The 15,056-nt window shown below is 68.5% G+C and carries 15 protein-coding genes; 7 read left to right on the top strand and 8 right to left on the bottom strand.

Annotation, left to right across the window (positions count from 1 at the left end):
• Window positions 1–40: 40 nt before the first annotated feature.
• Genes ABD206_RS10210 through ABD206_RS10200 form a run of 3 tightly spaced genes read left to right on the top strand, consistent with a single transcriptional unit; the run spans window position 41 to window position 4,158 of the window.
• Window positions 41–1,705 (top strand): GspE/PulE family protein, encoded by a 1,665-nt coding sequence (locus ABD206_RS10210; RefSeq protein WP_344072161.1) that lies wholly within the window; start codon window positions 41–43, stop codon window positions 1,703–1,705.
• Window positions 1,692–2,927: a type IV pilus twitching motility protein PilT gene (locus ABD206_RS10205; protein ID WP_344072158.1), complete on the top strand. Its 1,236-nt coding sequence runs from the start codon at window positions 1,692–1,694 to the stop codon at window positions 2,925–2,927. The genes ABD206_RS10210 and ABD206_RS10205 overlap by 14 nt, the downstream gene beginning before the upstream one ends.
• A 1-nt stretch (window position 2,928) precedes the next feature.
• Window positions 2,929–4,158, top strand: coding sequence for a type II secretion system F family protein (locus tag ABD206_RS10200; protein WP_344072156.1), 1,230 nt, complete (start codon window positions 2,929–2,931; stop codon window positions 4,156–4,158).
• A gap of 16 nt (window positions 4,159–4,174) precedes the next feature.
• Here the strand turns inward: ABD206_RS10200 and ABD206_RS10195 are convergent, their stop codons facing one another.
• From ABD206_RS10195 to ABD206_RS10160, 8 genes are all read right to left on the bottom strand, one after another.
• Entirely contained in the window at window positions 4,175–4,837 is a 663-nt protein-coding gene (locus ABD206_RS10195; protein ID WP_344072153.1) for a hypothetical protein, read from the bottom strand.
• Complete coding sequence (locus ABD206_RS10190; protein ID WP_344072151.1) at window positions 4,834–5,487, bottom strand: hypothetical protein; 654 nt, start codon at window positions 5,485–5,487, stop codon at window positions 4,834–4,836. Before ABD206_RS10190 ends, ABD206_RS10195 begins: the two co-directional genes overlap by 4 nt.
• Window positions 5,484–6,542, bottom strand: coding sequence for a type IV pilus biogenesis protein PilM (gene pilM / locus ABD206_RS10185; protein ID WP_344072149.1), 1,059 nt, complete (start codon window positions 6,540–6,542; stop codon window positions 5,484–5,486). Before pilM ends, ABD206_RS10190 begins: the two co-directional genes overlap by 4 nt.
• A 1-nt stretch (window position 6,543) precedes the next feature.
• Window positions 6,544–7,362, bottom strand: a complete 819-nt coding sequence (locus ABD206_RS10180) for a prepilin peptidase (protein ID WP_344072147.1) — start codon at window positions 7,360–7,362, stop codon at window positions 6,544–6,546.
• Window positions 7,359–8,984 (bottom strand): hypothetical protein, encoded by a 1,626-nt coding sequence (locus ABD206_RS10175; protein ID WP_344072145.1) that lies wholly within the window; start codon window positions 8,982–8,984, stop codon window positions 7,359–7,361. Before ABD206_RS10175 ends, ABD206_RS10180 begins: the two co-directional genes overlap by 4 nt.
• Entirely contained in the window at window positions 8,975–9,601 is a 627-nt protein-coding gene (locus ABD206_RS10170; protein WP_344072144.1) for a type IV pilus modification PilV family protein, read from the bottom strand. The genes ABD206_RS10175 and ABD206_RS10170 overlap by 10 nt, the downstream gene beginning before the upstream one ends.
• 20 nt (window positions 9,602–9,621) lie before the next feature.
• The gene (locus ABD206_RS10165; RefSeq protein ID WP_344072142.1) at window positions 9,622–10,065 is read right to left on the bottom strand and encodes a type IV pilus modification PilV family protein; all 444 of its coding nucleotides are present in this window, start codon (window positions 10,063–10,065) and stop codon (window positions 9,622–9,624) included.
• A 76-nt stretch (window positions 10,066–10,141) separates the two neighbouring features.
• The gene (locus tag ABD206_RS10160; RefSeq protein WP_344072138.1) at window positions 10,142–10,528 is read right to left on the bottom strand and encodes a prepilin-type N-terminal cleavage/methylation domain-containing protein; all 387 of its coding nucleotides are present in this window, start codon (window positions 10,526–10,528) and stop codon (window positions 10,142–10,144) included.
• Window positions 10,529–11,071: 543 nt separating this feature from the next.
• On the opposite strand from ABD206_RS10160, the gene dnaK reads away from it, so the two are divergent.
• Genes dnaK through ABD206_RS10140 form a run of 4 tightly spaced genes read left to right on the top strand, consistent with a single transcriptional unit; the run spans window position 11,072 to window position 15,042 of the window.
• Window positions 11,072–12,937: a molecular chaperone DnaK gene (gene dnaK / locus ABD206_RS10155; protein WP_344072136.1), complete on the top strand. Its 1,866-nt coding sequence runs from the start codon at window positions 11,072–11,074 to the stop codon at window positions 12,935–12,937.
• Between the two features lie 12 nt (window positions 12,938–12,949).
• On the top strand, window positions 12,950–13,543 hold the full coding sequence (locus ABD206_RS10150) for a nucleotide exchange factor GrpE (RefSeq protein WP_344072133.1): 594 nt from the start codon (window positions 12,950–12,952) through the stop codon (window positions 13,541–13,543).
• Window positions 13,544–13,558: 15 nt separating this feature from the next.
• Window positions 13,559–14,545, top strand: a complete 987-nt coding sequence (locus ABD206_RS10145; protein WP_344072130.1) for a DnaJ C-terminal domain-containing protein — start codon at window positions 13,559–13,561, stop codon at window positions 14,543–14,545.
• Between the two features lie 35 nt (window positions 14,546–14,580).
• Window positions 14,581–15,042 (top strand): heat shock protein transcriptional repressor HspR, encoded by a 462-nt coding sequence (locus tag ABD206_RS10140; RefSeq protein WP_344072129.1) that lies wholly within the window; start codon window positions 14,581–14,583, stop codon window positions 15,040–15,042.
• The last annotated feature ends 14 nt before the right edge of the window (window positions 15,043–15,056 follow it).

Genomic DNA, 15,056 nt, shown 5'->3' with positions numbered 1-15,056 from the left:
CGTCCGCGCAAGTTGGTCGAGTTCGACGTCAGGAGGCCTGATGCGGGGGATCGCACAGACGCTCGTCCTGACCGGGGCGGTGAGCGCATCCGATGTCAGTGCGCTGCTGAGTGAGCACGGCGAGAACGAGGAGTTCACCCGTCAGCTCGTGCAGCGCGGCCTTGTGACATCCACTCAGATCGCGCAGGCGATCGCCCGACAGACCGGCCATCGGTTCGTCGACATCGGCACCGCGCAGCTGGATGCCGCGGTGGTGGCCCTGCTGCCGGCGGGCCTGTGCCGCAAGTACCGCGTGCTCCCCATCGAACGCGGCACCGACAGGCTGGTGCTGGCCATGGTCGACCCCGCCGACATCATCGCCCTCGATGACGTGACCACGATCACCGACCTGCGCGTTGAGCCGGTCGTCGTGGCGGCCGAGGCGCTGCAGCTGGCCTTCCAGCGGTACGTGCGCTCGGACGAGGAGCTCTCCGACCTGTCGGCGACGCTCCAGGAGAACGCGTCCACCCAGCTCGCGGCGACCGAGAGCATTGATGAGCAGGACAGCGATGCGCCGATCGTGCGCTTCGTGAACCTCCTGATCACCCAGGCCATCGACGACCGCGCGAGCGATATCCATGTCGAACCGGGCGAGACACACCTGACCGTGCGCTATCGCATCGACGGAGTGCTCCACGAGGTGCAGCGCGCGGACCGCAAGATCCAGGACGGCGTCATCTCGCGCCTGAAGATCATGGCCTCGATCGACATCGCCGAGCGTCGACGCCCGCAGGACGGTCGCCTTTCGGTGACGCACAACAGCCGCAAGATCGACCTCCGGGTGGCCACGCTCCCCACCGTGTGGGGCGAGAAGATCGTCATGCGCATTCTCGACAACACCGGGGTGAGCCTCTCGCTGGCAGACCTCCGGATGGGGCGTGCGAACCTCGGCCGGTTCCGGGATGCCATCAGCCGACCGCACGGCATGGTGCTGGTGACCGGGCCCACAGGCTCCGGCAAGTCCACGACGCTCTACACGGCCCTGCGCGAGGTCTCCAGCCCGCAGGTGAACGTCATCACCGTCGAGGATCCCGTCGAGTACCGGATCCCCGGCATCAATCAGGTGCAGGTCAACGCCAAGGCCGGTCTCACCTTTCAGGCGGCGCTGCGCAGCATCCTGCGCAGCGACCCCGACATCGTCTTGGTGGGCGAGATCCGTGATGCCGAGACCGCGATCATCTCCATCGAGGCGGCACTCACGGGCCACCTCGTGCTCTCGACTCTGCACACCAACGACGCTCCGAGCACGGTGGCGCGCCTGACCGAGATCGGCGCCGAGCCCTACCTCGTCGCCACGGCCCTCTCGGCGGTGGTCGCCCAGCGCCTGGCGCGACGCCTGTGCACGACATGCCGTCAGCCGTATCAGGAGCAGCCCGACGTGCTGCGAAGTCTCGGCCTGGACCACGATCCGAGCGATCCGCCCGTGCTCTACCGCGCCGTCGGCTGCCCCGCCTGTTCCGGGACCGGATATCGAGGACGCGTGGGCGTGCACGAGGTCATGCCGATGACGCCCGAGCTCGAAGCGCTTGTGGTCACCGATGCGAGCGGTGCCGACATGCGCGACCTGGCGCTCGCGCAGGGGATGACGACCCTCCGCGGCGACGGCTGGGCCAAGGTGCTGGAAGGTCTCACCACGATCGAGGAGGTCCTGCGTGTCACGGTCTGAGATGCGGATGCGGGCGGCGGCCGAAGCCGCCCTGACGGCGGAGGCGAGAGGCGGGGGCCATGATGTCGTCACCGGCTCCCTGTTGGATGCCGTGCTGCGCGCCGCCGCGGAGTCGAAGGCCTCCGACATCCATTTCTCCGCCGATGCGCCGGCTCTCCAGCGGTTGGACGGCGACCTGGAACCTGTGCCGGGCTTTCCCGAGCCGATCCCTGCGGCGCTCCTGCTCGACGAGCTGCTGGCGACGATGGGCCCCTCGCATCGCGAGGACTACCGGGCCACGGGGGAGGTGGACCTCTCGCACACCGTTCCCGGTGTCGGACGGTTCCGTGTCAACGTCTTCCGCCAGTTGGGGGAGGTCGCGGCGGCCTTCCGTCTCATCGCCTCGCGCGCATTCACCCTCGAAGAGCTCGGCGCGCCGGCGGTGGCGCGCGATCTTGCCCTCCGCCCGCGTGGCCTGGTGTTGGTGACCGGTCCCACCGGATCGGGCAAGTCGACCACGCTCACGGCGATGATCGACGAGATCAACCGCACCCTGCCCGCGCACGTGGTCACGGTGGAGGATCCGATCGAGTTCGTGCACACCAGCCGTCGCTCGCTCATCCACCAGCGGGAGGTCGGCTCCGACACCCGCTCCTTCGCCGAGGCGCTGCGCCGCGTGCTGCGTCAGGACCCCGACGTGATCCTGATCGGCGAGCTCCGCGACCCCGAATCGATCTCCACGGCCCTGACGGCGGCCGAGACCGGACATCTCGTGCTCTCGACCCTGCACACCCAGGGCGCCGCCAAGAGCATCAACCGCATCGTGGATGCCTTCCCCGCCCACCAGCAGAACCAGGTGCGCAGCCAGCTCGGCGACACCCTGCAAGGCGTCATCAGCCAGACGCTGCTGCCCCGGGCAGGACGGTCCGGACGGGTGGCGGCGACCGAGGTGATGGTCTCGACGCCCGCCGTGGGCAATCTCATCCGCGAAAACCAGATCTCGCAGCTCTACAACGCGATGCAGGCGGGCGAGGCCCACGGCATGCACACCCTGGACCAGTCGCTGAAGTCGCTGGTCGAGCGCGGCGAGATCGCGGCATCCACTGCCCGTCACTACCTCACCGACGACCATGTGCTCGACGGCGTGCGGGTGCAGACGCGCGATCTGGATGCCGAGGCGTGGGATGCCGCGGTGACGACGCCCGCCGCGGCGCACCTCCCCGAGGACGACTGGAACCTCTGACATGCCGCTCGAGGAATATCAGTGGCGCGCGGTCAGCGTTGCGGGCGCCGAGACAAAGGGATCGATGGAGGCGGCCAGCGAGAGCGCGGTGCTCGCGAAGCTTCGCGCACAGGGACTGACACCGCTCAGCGTCATCGCCCAGTCCAAGACCGGCCTCAATCGCGACATCGAGATTCCCGGGTTCAGCAAAGGCGTGCCGATCAAGGACCTCGCCGTGTTCACGAAGCAGTTCGCGGGCCTCATCCACGCCGGACTCCCCCTCATGCGGGCCCTCGCGATCATCGCGGACCAGACCGAGAACAAGAAGCTGAGCTCTGCCCTCGTGGCGGTCCAGGCTGACATCGAGAGCGGATCGTCGTTCTCGACGGCGCTTGCCGCACAGCCCGACGTCTTCCCACCGCTCATGGTGAGTCTCGTGAACGTGGGGGAGACCGGCGGATTCCTCGCCGACTCGCTGGATGCGATCGCCCGGTCCTATCGGTCGGACGTCGATCTGCAGCAGAAGATCAGGTCGGCGATGACCTACCCGATCATCGTGCTGGTGATCGCCGTGGTCGGTGTCATCGCGATGATCACCTTCGTCGTGCCGGTGTTCACCGAGATGTTCGCGAGCATGGGCGGCGAGTTGCCCCTGCCGACCCAGATCCTGGTCACCCTCTCCGGGAACATGTGGTGGATCCTGCCCATCCTGATCGTGCTGACCGTGGCCGGCGTCATCTGGCACAGCCGGGTGAAGAACAGCGACCGGTTCCGCGGCGTCGTTGACCCGTTCACGCTCAAGATGCCGATCTTCGGGTCGCTGGCCACCAAGATCGCCGTCGCGCGGTTCGCGAGGAACCTGTCGATGATGCTCAAGGCCGGGGTGCCGCTCATGCAGGGGCTGGACCTGGTCGGAAAAGCGTCCGGCAACAAAGCGATCGAGGATGCGCTCTCGAGCGTGCGCGAATCGGTGCGGCTGGGACGCTCCTTCGCGCTGCCACTCGCGAAGGCGGGCGTCTTCCCGCCGATGGTGTCGCAGATGGTGTCGGTCGGCGAGGAATCGGGGTCCCTCCCCGACATGCTCGAGAGCATCGCCGACTTCTACGAGACCGAGGTCAACACCGCGACCGAGCAGCTGACGAGCCTCATCGAACCGCTCATGATGACGCTGCTCGGCATCCTCATCGGCGGCATGGTCATCGCCCTCTACATGCCGATGTTCACGATGTACGAGCAGCTGGGCGCACAGTAGAGCCGGCCGGATCAGCTCAGGGGCGGTCGAACGCCAGCAGGGTGACGACCAGGCTGACGCCGTCATCGTCCGACGTCACCGTCGCCTGCACGACCGCGACGAGGCGGGGGCCCTCACGCAGCGCATCGATCATCGCCGTGGCATCCTCGACGCTCGGCGCATCGATGGTGATGGTCACCGATGTCTGATGGGCATCGGCCGTCTGCGTCGCCGTATCGGTCGCGGCGGCTGAGCTGGAGGAGGCGGATGCCGCCCCGCTTTCGGTGGTGGTGTCATCCGCGGGGTCTGTGCCGGTGGTGTAGGCCGGAGCCGTCGTGTCAGCCTCATCGACGCGCACCGCGAACGGCTCGGACTCGGTCGTCGACAGCGCCACGATCCGACCGCCGTGCGTGCTCGTGGCAGTCACGGCGAGCACGAGCACGTCATCGAGGTGACGGGCCGCCGGGATCTCATCACGCAGCGCTGCGACCTCGTCCTCGAGGGCGTCCATGTCCGCCGCCTGCGCGCGCAGCCCATCGAGGACGAGCTGCTGGGTGTCGTTCTGGTCTTGCACGGTGTCGGCCGAGGCGTTGGTGGTACCCGCCGCGCCGAACAACGGCAGCGCCACCACCACCACACCCAGCACGAGGATGATCACCGCAGCGAGCCCGCCGATGAGGTTGACGAGAGTCTTGGTCATTGGCCCGCCTCCGTGCTCGGAGCGTAGCTGCCGTTGTAGATCGTCTGGTCAAAGGTCACCGTCATCGTGTAGGTGTAGCCCTCGTCACCGGATGCCAACGTCTGGGGCTCCGCAGTTGTGAGCGCGTCGAGCGCGCGGAACGCCCGGGTGAGTTCAGTGAAGTCCAGCGGTGCCGCGCTGATCAGGGTGACCGTTCCGGTAAGTCCCACCGTGTCCTGGGCCTCGCCGCTGGTCGGGGCGGGCCCGGCGGCGAGCACGTAGCCGTCCATTTCTACGCCGGCGGGGAGGACGGTGGCGAGGGAAGCGATCACCGGATCCCAGTCGAAATCGCCCGCCATCGCGTCCTGGCGCATCGACTGCAGCTCGGTGCGCAGGGCGAGCGCCGCGCGCACGTCTGAGAGCGCCGCGACGTCGACCGCCAGTTGCTGGGTGCGGGCCTGCTCGGAGGCCAGCCGGAGCGATGCGGCGGCATTCGCTGCGAAGGCGCCACCGACCGCCAGCACGGCCACGGCCAGCGCTCCGATGCCGACGGAGACCCACGCGCGGATGCGGGCGCGCACCTCGCGGCGGCGCTTTTCGGACGGCGGCAGCAGGTCGACCCGGGGGAGCGCCGCAACGGGCCCGGTCGCACTCCGGCGCTCAGGGGTCACCGCGCTCCTCCGACGACGAGCGCGGCGGTTCCGACCAGCCGTGCCCCGACATCGCCGGGGATCGGCAGATTCGGGGTCACGGGCACGAGATCGCCGAGCGCGACGGGCAGGGCTTCGGCCTCGGCGATACGTGAGATCGACTCGAGAAGCCGCGGATGCCAGGCGTGTTCGCCGACGACCCACACGGCATCGATGGCGGCGGCGTCGGGCCGGTCGCGATAGAACGACACCGTCGAGCGCAGTCGCCCGATGAGATCGATGAGCGCGGCCTGGACGTCGGCGTGCAGCGCGCGCGGGGCAGCCGGGTCGTCACCGACGGCCATGCGCACACGGCGCAGCGGCGCCGTCGGGGTGGAGGGCGCGGTCCGTTCCGGCGCGACATCAGGGCCGTCCGTCTCGGCGCCGGCGACGATATCGATGGGCAGCACGCGCACGAATCGGGGGATGCCGCCGGTGGCGATGACGATGTGTGTCGTGTGCTCGCCCATGCCGATGAGCATCGCCGTGTCGCTCTCGCCCGAGAGCTGACGCAGCGCCCGGGCGTAGCCGAAGGCCGTGAGATCGATCGAGGTCGGCCGAAGCCTGGCCTGGGTGAGCGCGTCGACGAGCTCCTCCATGTGTTCGGCGACAGCGGCGACCAGCAGGCCCCGCACGCCGTCGGCATCCTGGGAGGTCGGGATGAAGTCGAGCACCGCCTGATCGACCGGCACGGGCAGGCGATCCTGCACCTCGAGGGGGAGGGCCTCGCGGATGTGGGCGGGGTTGGTGAGCGTCGTCGCGTGCTCGCGCACCAGGATGCGCCGGTTGCCGACCCCGAGGACGACATCCCGTCCCGTGAGCTTGGCGTCGGCCCACAGCCGCTGCAGGGCCAGGGCGACGGCGTCGCGGTCGAGGATCTCGGAGTCCTTGGCCGCGCCTTCGGGGAGGGGGACTTCGCCGGCGGCGATCAGTTTCGGCGTGCGACCGGTCGTCACCTCGACGGCGCGCACACTCTCCTCGGTGATCTCGAGCGCAACGAGTGTTTTCGACCTCAGGGTCCTTCCCCGTGCGGGCATGTCAGCTCACTCCGATCATGGCGAGGTACACGGTCGCCGTCGGCTCTCCGACGACGGCACCGACCCAGGCGCCGACGATGATCCAGGGGCCGAAGGGGAGGGCGGTGCGCCGATGGGCGCGCTGCCCCAGCATGAGGCCGATGCCCGTCAAGCCCCCGAGCAGGAAGGCCGCGAAAGCGCCGACCAGCAGCGGCGCCCACCCCAGCCACCCGAGCATGAGGCCGACGGATGCCGCGAGCCGCACATCGCCGCCGCCCATCCCGTCGGGGCGGATGAGTCGCAGCACGGCGTAGAACCCCCACAGCACCGCCATGCCGACGAGCGCGCGGACCATGGCCCAGACGTCGGGCATCAACAGGCTCGCCGCCATCAGCAGGCCGCCGCACGCCAGCAGCGTCGTCGTCGTGATCGTGTGCGGTAGGCGCCGGACGTCGAGGTCGATGAGGGTGAGCGCGATCCCGGCAGCGGCGAACCAGAGGTAGGCGCCCAGCACGCACAGTCGTGCGACGAGGGGACCGGTGAGATCGGTCAACCACCAGGCCGTCACGCCGATGTAGACGAGTGCCGTCCCCAGTTCGACGGCGGGATAGCGCCACGAGATCGGGGCGCGGCATCCGGCGCATCGTCCCCGCAAGACCAGCCACGAGAGCACCGGCACGTTCTGCCACCACCGGATCGGCGCGTCGCACCGCGGGCAGCGGCTCTCGCGGGTGAGCGGGACACCGGCGGGCACGCGGGCGATCACGACGTTCAGGAACGAGCCGATGACGAGTCCGAGGATGCCGGCTCCGCCCAGGACCAGCGCGATGGCCGCGCTCACGTGTCGCGCCGGGACATCAGGGCGCCGAGCGTGTACTCGCCGGTTTCGACCTCGACGGCGCCGGCGTTGCCGAAGCCGCCGTCGGGGGAGGGCATGCCGGGCAGGCTCATGAGCTCGCCCTTGATCGTGATCTGTCCACCCGAGTTGAAGCCGTTCGTGTAGAGGGAGCCGAGGATGATGCCGCCGCCGGCGACCGAGATGCGGCAGGGCGTGTAGATGAGTGAGCGCACCCCGTCGAGGTTCGCGCCGTTGGTCGTGAAGCTGGTCTCGTCGCCGTCGCCGAGCGGGCATGTCGGTTCGGCGTCGTCGACCGTGTCTTCGGTGATGAACCACACTTTCGGCGAGATACCGTCGGCCGAGGTCATCGTGAGGGCCGTCGTGTTGAACTCTTCGGCGAGCAGCACGACGTTGGACGCCTTGATCTCGGGCGAGGGGTTTCCTCCGGCGTTCGAGGTGAGGATGTCGCAGGCACGTCCGTCGATCACGACGGTGCCGGTGTAGTTGGCAAGGTCCTTCCAGCCCTGGTTGGGCCAGCGGTTGAAGTATCGGCAGGTACCTGGTCCCGTGCCCGAGGCGGCGAGCGTCACGACGGCAGCGCCCGGCCAGTCATCGAGGTCGTAGGCGTAGTCGTACCAGCCCGGGAGTGAGGGGGCGGCCAGCTCCGGGATGGTGTCGCTGTTGACGACGCTGCCCACCACGCTGCCGCCGTTGATCGACGGGGTGAGACCCGTCGGCAGGGTGATGGTGCCCTCCACGGTGCGGTCGTTCACGGTCACGTCGCCGTTCGCGATGATGTCGGCGCGCATCTGCGTGTCACCCATCCATTTCAGATCGACGGAGCCGTTGGTCTGGATCAGCGAGAAGGGTTCGCTCGCATCGGTGGGTCCGACAGCGGAGTTGATTTCGCTGAGGCCCGTGCCTGCCGCGAGGATGTCGCCTTGCACCGAGGTGTCGCCGCCCGAGAAGTCGATGTCACCCGCGCTGTAGATGTCGCCGGACACATTGCAGCCGTCGGTCGAGACGATGTCGCCACCGCTGATGAGGTTGCCGGGGATCGTCAGGCGGCAGCCGAAAGTTCCCGAGATCGACACGATCTGAGGCTCGTTGTCGCCGGACGCCAGCAGCGTGACCTGTCCCATGGTCGACCCCTCGTAGAGCACGAGACCCACGGGCGTGAGGGAGGGATCGGCGACCTCTTCGGTCTGCGCGACCAGTCCATAGACGGCCTCGACGGTCGTCGAGGAGTCGCCGTCGACGCCTGTCGAGGTGATCGTGATGGTGCTGCCGGTGTCGTCACAGGCGACGGTGGTCGTGTAGGTCGCGTCTGCGCCGGAGGCCGGCACCGATCCGGTCGGGGCCGTCGCGCTGCAGGCATCCACGGATTTGATCGCGGCGATCGCGGCAGCCATGCCGGCATCCGCCGCCGCCTGCGACTGCAGGCTGCCGCGCACCGCGCTGGTGGTGCGGGTGGTGTTCACCACGACGCCCGAGACGGTGACGGTGACAAGACCCAGCACCATGACGACGATGAGGACCGGGGTGAGGATCGACCCGTCGTCGTTGCTCGGAGCGAGCCGGCGACGGAGGCGCTTCAGGGTCACCTGTAGCCGTGTCACCAGCATCGCGCCGCCTCCTCACTCGCGGTGGTTTCGCTGACACCGCGCGCCACGGCGGAGCCGGAGACTTGGGCGGTTGCGCCGTCGCTGAGGTTCTCGTCTTCGGTGGCGACGACCGCGAGGTGCCAGGTGAGGCGCTCGCCGTCGAGGGAGAAGTACGGCTGGGGCACGTCGGCATCGTTGGTGGCCTGGTCGACGCGGTCGGTGAGGGCGCCCCAGGTGAGGTCGGGTTGGGGGGTGGCATCCGAGGGATCGGTGAGCGGCGCATACGTGAGGGTGCGCAGCTCCGCGTCGCCGTCGGCGGCCTCGGTGGCACCCGAGCCGATGCCGGTCGTGAGGTCCACGACGGCCCAGGCGTGGCATTCCCAGGAGTCGGTGCCGGTGGGGATGCGCACGCGGGCGATGGTGGAGCTCGCCGACACGGCGTCGGCGGTACGGACGGCGGTGGACAGTGATGTCGAGATCGCCTGCACGCGGCCGGTGGCGAAGTCGCGGTCGCGGGTGGTCGCGGCGCTCTGGAGGGTCGTGATGAACACGCTCGCGACGACGGTCAGGATGACGGAGCCGACCAGGGCGGTGATCACGACCTCGATGAGACCCACCCCGCGGTCGTCGGTGGGCATCGCGCGAGTGGTGTGGCCCGTCATGGCGCGGTCACCACGATCTTGGTCGACATCGTCACGAGCGCATCCGTCGGGTTGCCGTCGTCATCGAGTGAGGGGGTGGCCTCGTCACGGATGTCGACCGTGACGGTGAGGGCGGCGGGGTAGACGCCCGGGCAGCTCTCAACGCTGGTGTCGACGACCAGCCCCGTGTCGGCGGTGTCGGCGACCCGGGTGGCCTCGATACCTGTCACGGCCGTGCACGAGTTCGCACCCTCATCCGGGAACGTGCCGCGGATCTCGGCGAGGGTGCCCGAGGCGAGGGCGTTCGCACCGACGGCGTCGCGGTTCTCGCCGCTGAGCAGGGTCGCGCGCAGCGCCAGGGGCAGAATCGCCATGGCGAGGATCGCGAACAGCATCATCGACACGACGACCTCGACGAGGCCGAAGCCCTCGTCGAGGTCGGAGGTGCGGGAGCTGTTCATGCGATGGCCTTAGGTGGAGAAGGCCGGGTCGAGGAGCGCAGCGCGCCTCGACCCGGCCATGTCGCGGTGGAGGCTGTTAGCAGCCGGGGCCCGAAGTCGAGTCCTCCGCTGCGTCGCCGCTGACAGTCACGCAGTAGTTCGAGAGGGTGACGCCTGTCGCGGGCGTAAGAGTCACGGTGACGCCGTCTGCGAATGTTGACAGGTCAATGTCCGTCGCTGCCGGCGTTCCGTCGAAGAGCGCGATTTGCGACGCAGCCTCGGATGCTGCGCTTCCGGCGATCGAGTCCTGTGCGCTCTGCTCCGCCTGGCCCTGGAGGCCCAGGAATACCGGGACGGCGATGGCGGCGAGGACGCCGAGGATGACGACGACGACGATGAGCTCGATGAGCGAGAAGCCCGACTCGTCGTTCTCGGAACGGCGACGCCGGAGGGCGTCGGTGTAGTGCTTCAGTGAAGCGCGCATGTGATTCTCCTGATGTTCGTGGTGGCTAGTGGGAGCTTGAAAGCCACACCCCCGTGTCCAGCCCACTTTTCTGTGCGCCGTTCAGTTTTCGAACGCCCCAGCGTCAGTGCTTGCTCAGGCTTTGCTCAGCCCGGCGCGTCGCCCCCGCAAGGCGCAACTCGCCCCCACAAGGTGCAACTCGCCCCCTCGACGTGCACCTCGCCCACACAAGGTGCAACTCGCCCCCTCGACGTGCACCTCGCCCCCACAAGGTGCAACTCGCCCCATCGACGTGCAACTCGCCGAGTTGCACCCCCTCTCGCCGAGTTGCACCCCCTCCCGTCGAGTTGCACTTCGCTTCGCCGAGTTGCACGTCCTCCCGTCGAGTTGGACCTCGATGCGGGGAGTCGCAAAGTTGAGCCAACTCATATCAAGTTCATTTGACACATTCGACACCCCCGAGTACAGTTGAGCCATCGCGACTCAACCTGTCGCGCCCACGACTTCAGACATCGGAACACCGGGACTCGGCATCCGCCGGGCCCCACGGCAAAGGAGAAACACATGCCACGTGCAGTAGGTATCGACCTCGGAACCACCAACTCCGTCGTCAGCGTCCTCGAAGGCGGCGAGCCCAAGGTCATCGCCAACGCCGAGGGCTTCCGCACCACCCCCTCGGTGGTCGCGTTCACCAAGGACGGCGAGGTGCTGGTCGGCGAGACCGCCAAGCGCCAGGCTGTCACCAACGTCGACCGCACCGTCTCGTCGGTCAAGCGCCACATGGGCACCGACTGGACCTTCGACGTCGACGGCAAGAAGTACACGCCGCAGGAAGTGTCTGCGCGCATCCTCGCCAAGCTCAAGAACGACGCCGAGTCCTACCTCGGCGACGCGGTGACCGACGCCGTCATCACCGTTCCCGCCTACTTCAACGACGCTGAGCGTCAGGCGACCAAGGAGGCCGGTGAGGTCGCGGGTCTGAACGTCCTGCGCATCATCAACGAGCCCACCGCCGCCGCCCTCGCCTATGGCCTGGACCGTGGCAAGGAGGACGAACTCATCCTCGTCTTCGACCTCGGTGGCGGAACCTTCGACGTGTCGCTGCTCGAAGTGGGCAAGGACGACGACTTCTCCACGATCCAGGTGCGCGCCACCGCAGGCGACAACCGCCTCGGCGGTGACGACTGGGACCAGCGGATCGTCGACCACCTGATCAAGCAGTTCAAGGACACCACCGGTGTCGACGTCTCGGGCGACAAGATCGCCCTGCAGCGCCTCAAGGAGGCCGCGGAGCAGGCGAAGAAGGAGCTGTCGAGCTCGGCATCCACGAGCGTCAACCTGCCCTACCTGTCGCTGACCGACTCGGGCCCCGTCTCGCTGAGCGAGACGATCTCGCGCGCCAAGTTCGAAGACATCACCAAGGACCTGCTCGACCGCACCAAGAAGCCGTTCGAGGACGTCATCCGCGAGGCCGGCATCAAGGTCGCCGACATCGACCACGTCGTGCTCGTCGGTGGCTCGACCCGTATGCCCGCCGTTGCCGAACTGGTCAAGAAGGAGACCGGCAAGGATGCCAACAAGGGCGTGAACCCGGACGAGGTCGTCGCCGTCGGCGCTGCCCTCCAGGCCGGTGTCCTCAAGGGTGAGCGCAAGGACGTGCTGCTCATCGACGTCACTCCCCTGAGCCTCGGCATCGAGACCAAGGGCGGCATCATGACCAAGCTCATCGAGCGCAACACGGCCATCCCGACCAAGCGGAGCGAGACCTTCACGACCGCCGACGACAACCAGCCGTCGGTCGCCATCCAGGTCTTCCAGGGCGAGCGCGAGTTCACCCGCGACAACAAGCCGCTGGGCACGTTCGAGCTGACCGGCATCGCGCCGGCACCGCGCGGCATCCCGCAGGTCGAGGTCACCTTCGACATCGACGCCAACGGCATCGTCCACGTGTCCGCCAAGGACAAGGGCACCGGCAAGGAGCAGTCGATGACCATCACGGGCGGCTCGTCGCTGCCCAAGGAGGACATCGACCGCATGGTGCGCGAGGCCGAGGAGCACGCCGCCGAAGACAAGAAGCGTCGTGAGTCGGCCGAAGTGCGCAACCAGGCCGAGACGCTCTCGTACTCGATCGAGAAGCTCATCTCAGAGAACGAAGACAAGCTGCCCGAAGAGGTCAAGACCTCGGTGCAGGCAGACGTCGACGCGCTCAAGACCGCGCTCGCCGGAGACGACGACGAGGCCGTGAAGACGGCCTTCGACAAGCTCAACCAGAGCCAGTCGCAGCTCGGTGAGGCGATCTACCAGGCCTCGCAGGCCGCGGGTGAGGATGCCGACCCCGCCGCCAACGAGCCGGGCAGCGGCTCGATGCCGAACCCCGACGAGGACGTCATCGACGCCGAGGTCGTCGACGACGAAGACGACAAGAAGTAAGCGGACCCGCACATGGCACACAAGGACGAAGAGCCGCAGGGCGATGCGGAGAACACGTCCGGTCCGGAGTCGGAGTCGGAAGCGCCCGCTTCCGGCTCCGGCTCTGCCGAGGAGCTGACCGTCGACGACATCCTCGGGGCGGCGCAGTCCGCCGAGGCCGCCGCGGCGCAGGAAGGCGTGCTCGCCGACCTCGAGTCGGCGCTGCTGAACGATCTCAAGCGCCTGCAGGCCGAGTACGCGAACTACCGTCGCCGTACCGAGGAGCAGCGTGAGATCGAGATCGAGCGGGCGAAGGGATCCGCGGCCAAGGGCCTGATCCCCGTGCTCGACGACCTCGACCGTGCGGCCAAGCACGGCGACCTCGAAGACGGCACCGCGTTCTCGGCCATCGCCGAGAAGATCCGTGCCGTCGCCGAGCGTATGGGCGTCACCTCGTACGGCGCGGCGGGCGAGCTCTTCGACCCGCAGCAGCACGAGGCGATCTTCCAGCAGCCGACGCCGGGGGTGACCGAGACCACGATCCTCGAGGTCGTCGAGCTCGGCTACCGCCTGGGTTCGATCGAGCTGCGACCCGCGAAGGTGGTCGTCGCGGTGCCGGCCGAGTAACCGAAAGGAGGGACCATGGCCAGTCAGGACTGGTTCGACAAGGACTTCTACAAGGTCCTCGGTGTCTCCAAGGACGTCTCTGCGGCTGATCTGAAGAAGACCTACCGCAAGCTCGCCCGCAAATATCACCCGGACTCCAACCCGGGCGATGCCCAGGCCGAGGCGAAGTTCAAGGAGATCAGCGAGGCGTACGCCGTGCTCTCGGACACCGAGCAGCGCGAGGAGTACGACCAGATCCGAGCGATGGGGTCAGGGGCTCGCTTCACCGCGGGAGGCCAGGGCGCCGGCGGCTTCGAGGACGTGTTCAGCGGCTTCGGCCAGGGACGCGGCGGCTACCAGCAGGCAGACTTCGAGGACATCTTCTCGATGTTCGGCCAGGGCGGTGGCGGCGGCTTCGGCTCGGGCCGGTTCGGGCAGGCATCCGGTGGGTTCCGGGGCTACGGCGGACCGACCCGCGGGGCCGACGTCACCGCGCGCACGACGATCGACTTCGTCACCGCGACAAAGGGCGAGACGATCACGCTGCAGTCCGAGGACGGTCACCCATTCAAGGTCAAGATCCCCGCCGGCGTCTCGGACGGTCAAAAGATCCGGCTGCGCGGTCGCGGTCGGCCCTCCCCGGACGGCGGTGAGAACGGCGACATCGTCGTGCAGGTCACCGTGCGTCCGCACCCGGTGTTCACCCGCGACGGACTGAACCTGCGCGTCGTGGTGCCCGTCACCTACACCGAGGCGGTCTTCGGCGCGACGATCGAGGTCCCCACGCTCGGTGGCGACCCGGTCAAGCTCCGGGTGGCTCCCGGTACCCCCTCGGGCCGGGTGCTGCGTGTCAAGGGCCGGGGCGTGCAGAGCCAGAAGGGCAGCGGCGACCTGCTCGCCGAGGTGCAGATCGCGGTCCCCACACACATCGAGGGCGCCGCCAAAGAGGCACTCGAGAAGTACCGCGAGACGGAGCCGAGCGAGAACCCGCGTGCCGAGCTGCTGGCCAAGGCTCGCGGCTGAGACGCTGAGAGCCTGACGAGGGACGGATAACGAGGATGCGGCGCGACGACATCGACGAGGACACCCCGATCCTCGCCGTCGCGGCCGCCGCCGAGCTGGCGGGGATGCATCCGCAGACCCTGCGCCAGTACGACCGTCTCGGTCTCGTCGTCCCCGCCCGCACCCGGGGAGGCTCGCGCCGCTACTCGCTGCGGCACGTCGCACAGCTGACCGAGGTCGCCCGCATGTCGAGCGAGGGCATGGGTCTTCCCGCCATCGCCCGGATCCTCGAGCTGGAGAATCAGGTGCGCGATCTCCGCTCCCGCGTCCGGGACCTCGAGGGACAGGTCGAGAACGAGCGGGCCAACCGTCCCGGCGCCCGCGTCTTCGCCGCCGGCGCCAGCGGCTCGGTCGTCACGCTGCGGCAGGGACGGCGCGTCCGGCGCGCGACCGAGGTCGTGCTGTGGCGTCCGCACGGCAGCGCGGGCGCGCTTCCCGCGGCCGATGCCGAGGACTGACCGCGCGTCGCGAA

Source organism: Microbacterium sediminicola, assembly GCF_039531125.1.
GTDB classification, from domain to species: domain Bacteria; phylum Actinomycetota; class Actinomycetes; order Actinomycetales; family Microbacteriaceae; genus Microbacterium; species Microbacterium sediminicola.
The sequence above is the reverse complement of the archived record's forward strand: the minus strand, read 5'-3'. Positions and strand labels throughout refer to the sequence as shown.

Bases quoted from the DNA above. Each gene is read 5' to 3' on its own strand.
- ABD206_RS10210 (WP_344072161.1), top strand. From the start codon at position 41: ATGCGGGGGATCGCACAGACGCTCGTCCTGACCGGGGCGGTGAGCGCA.
- ABD206_RS10200 (WP_344072156.1), top strand. From the start codon at position 2,929: ATGCCGCTCGAGGAATATCAGTGGCGCGCGGTCAGCGTTGCGGGCGCC.
- ABD206_RS10195 (WP_344072153.1), bottom strand. From the start codon at position 4,837: ATGACCAAGACTCTCGTCAACCTCATCGGCGGGCTCGCTGCGGTGATC.
- pilM (WP_344072149.1), bottom strand. From the start codon at position 6,542: ATGCCCGCACGGGGAAGGACCCTGAGGTCGAAAACACTCGTTGCGCTC.
- ABD206_RS10175 (WP_344072145.1), bottom strand. From the start codon at position 8,984: ATGCTGGTGACACGGCTACAGGTGACCCTGAAGCGCCTCCGTCGCCGG.
- ABD206_RS10170 (WP_344072144.1), bottom strand. From the start codon at position 9,601: ATGCCCACCGACGACCGCGGGGTGGGTCTCATCGAGGTCGTGATCACC.
- ABD206_RS10165 (WP_344072142.1), bottom strand. From the start codon at position 10,065: ATGAACAGCTCCCGCACCTCCGACCTCGACGAGGGCTTCGGCCTCGTC.
- ABD206_RS10160 (WP_344072138.1), bottom strand. From the start codon at position 10,528: ATGCGCGCTTCACTGAAGCACTACACCGACGCCCTCCGGCGTCGCCGT.
- dnaK (WP_344072136.1), top strand. From the start codon at position 11,072: ATGCCACGTGCAGTAGGTATCGACCTCGGAACCACCAACTCCGTCGTC.
- ABD206_RS10150 (WP_344072133.1), top strand. From the start codon at position 12,950: ATGGCACACAAGGACGAAGAGCCGCAGGGCGATGCGGAGAACACGTCC.
- ABD206_RS10145 (WP_344072130.1), top strand. From the start codon at position 13,559: ATGGCCAGTCAGGACTGGTTCGACAAGGACTTCTACAAGGTCCTCGGT.
- ABD206_RS10140 (WP_344072129.1), top strand. From the start codon at position 14,581: ATGCGGCGCGACGACATCGACGAGGACACCCCGATCCTCGCCGTCGCG.